Origin of the sequence: Mesobacillus sp. (genome assembly GCF_049588175.1) — a bacterium.
Lineage (GTDB): Bacteria > Bacillota > Bacilli > Bacillales > Cytobacillaceae > Mesobacillus.
In genome coordinates this window covers 1-1710 of the sequence record NZ_JBAVFI010000276.1, presented here as the reverse complement: position 1 = coordinate 1710, position 1710 = coordinate 1, and the positions used below count along the sequence as shown (strand labels likewise).

The 1710-nt window shown below is 37.9% G+C and carries 2 protein-coding genes; one reads left to right on the top strand and one right to left on the bottom strand.

Annotated elements, in window-relative coordinates:
* Positions 1-89 precede the first annotated feature (89 nt).
* A complete protein-coding gene (locus WB217_RS06795; protein WP_423991864.1) occupies positions 90-1064 on the top strand; it encodes a LacI family DNA-binding transcriptional regulator in 975 nt (324 codons plus the stop codon).
* Positions 1065-1117: 53 nt separating this feature from the next.
* Here the strand turns inward: WB217_RS06795 and WB217_RS06790 are convergent, their stop codons facing one another.
* On the bottom strand, positions 1118-1690 hold the full coding sequence (locus tag WB217_RS06790) for an MEDS domain-containing protein (protein WP_423991862.1): 573 nt from the start codon (positions 1688-1690) through the stop codon (positions 1118-1120).
* Positions 1691-1710 lie beyond the last annotated feature (20 nt).

The window sequence follows — 1710 nt, the reverse complement described above, 5'->3', positions numbered from 1 at the left end:
CACTCCTTTTCGTTACTTAAGAGCAACTTTAATCTGTGAAACGCGTTTCAGGTCAAGCAATTTATATAAATTGAGTGAGGTTTTGGAAAATGGCTAATATCCGAGAAATTGCCCGACTTGCAGGAGTTTCAGTTACGACGGTCTCCAGGGTGCTTAATAACCATCCGTATGTAAGTCCAGCAAAGAGAGAAGTTGTCTTGAAAACAATTGAGAAATTGGGTTATAGCCGCAACTTGAATGCTGTACATTTATCAAAAGGGAAAACAAATATGGTCGGGATTGTGATGCCTACGATCAACCATCCTTATTTTTCCGGGCTTCTAGAAGGAATTGCCTTGGAAGCAAAGAAGCATAACATCCAGCTGGTGCTTTTTCAAACGGATTATAAGCGTGATAAAGAGTTGGATGCATTAGAACGATTGCGTGGTGGACTTATTGATGGGGTCATTTTTTGCTCTCGAGCTATTCCGTTTGATTTACTATTACAATATAAAGATATTGGGCCAATCATTTTATGTGAAGATGCAGACCAGCAGGAGTTCCCTTCCGTGTCAATAAAGCATGTAAAAGCCTTTAATCTTGGCTTGGATTACCTGGTTTCAAAAGGACATCGGAAAGTGGCCATATGTCTCGGCAGATTAGAAGGGACAAACAGCCAGAAACGAATAGAAGCATATATACAAAAACTTAAGCAAATAGGCGAGATACTTCGCAGTGAATGGATTCTGGGTCAGTGTTTGAGAATAGAGGATGGTAATAAAGTGATTACGAAGTATACAGAATGGGATGAAAAACCAACTGCTTTCCTCGTTGGGAATGATCAGGTTGCTGCTGGATTAATTTCTGAAGCAGATAGAATAGGCCTTAAGGTTCCTGACGACTTTGCAGTATTAAGTTTTGATAACCATCCAGTATCGGAAATCCTGAATATCACGACAATTGAAATTCCTGCTAATCAGTTGGGTATTGCTGCTTTTAATGCATTTGTCGAAAAATCCAACCATATAGATTTTGCTGATAAAATAGTGCTTCCGTTTCATTTGATAGAAAGGAAATCGGTTTAGTGGGACCTCGTAAGAAAAGAGCATCTGAATCAGATGCTCTACATTTATGTTCGTTATTCGGCTTTAACTTTGTTTCTATTTATAATGCTAATGGAATCATCCGCCATATAGTAGTCATGGCAATCAATTAAGATATCCTTCAATGTCTGTGGAACTCGGTTTGCATCATAAGCGCAGACTGTTGTGAAATCAGTTTCCTGCAACATTTGATCTGCCTCTTGCTCATACTCTCCAAGTGTTTGGAAAATCTCTTTTTGATCTCTCCATTCAACATGTGCCCAAGTCTTTATGGGTAGTTTCTTTTCCAGGTAAGGTGTAATCATATCTTTTAAATATGTTAGAATCGTTTCTTTATGAAAGTTGCTGCGGTAACAATAGAAGTCATAATTATTAATTGTATGGATCATGTCTATTTGCTCTTCATTAAACTTTTCATTGATTTTTTCCTGAATGATTGGCATGAAGCGATCATTCTCAATGATCATTACGTGATTCCCTAACTCCAGGGAAGCCGTGATATATGCCATCACATTATTAATATAGCGGTCCTGATCGTGAAAATAATAAAAAATATGTGCTCCGGTCATGTTAACTTCATTGATAAGGCTCTGAATCTCTTTTTGCATTGTTATCAGTCTCCTTTTGA

Coding starts and splice junctions, on each gene's coding strand:
- WB217_RS06795 (WP_423991864.1), top strand. CDS start 90: ATGGCTAATATCCGAGAAATTGCCCGACTTGCAGGAGTTTCAGTTACG.
- WB217_RS06790 (WP_423991862.1), bottom strand. CDS start 1,690: ATGCAAAAAGAGATTCAGAGCCTTATCAATGAAGTTAACATGACCGGA.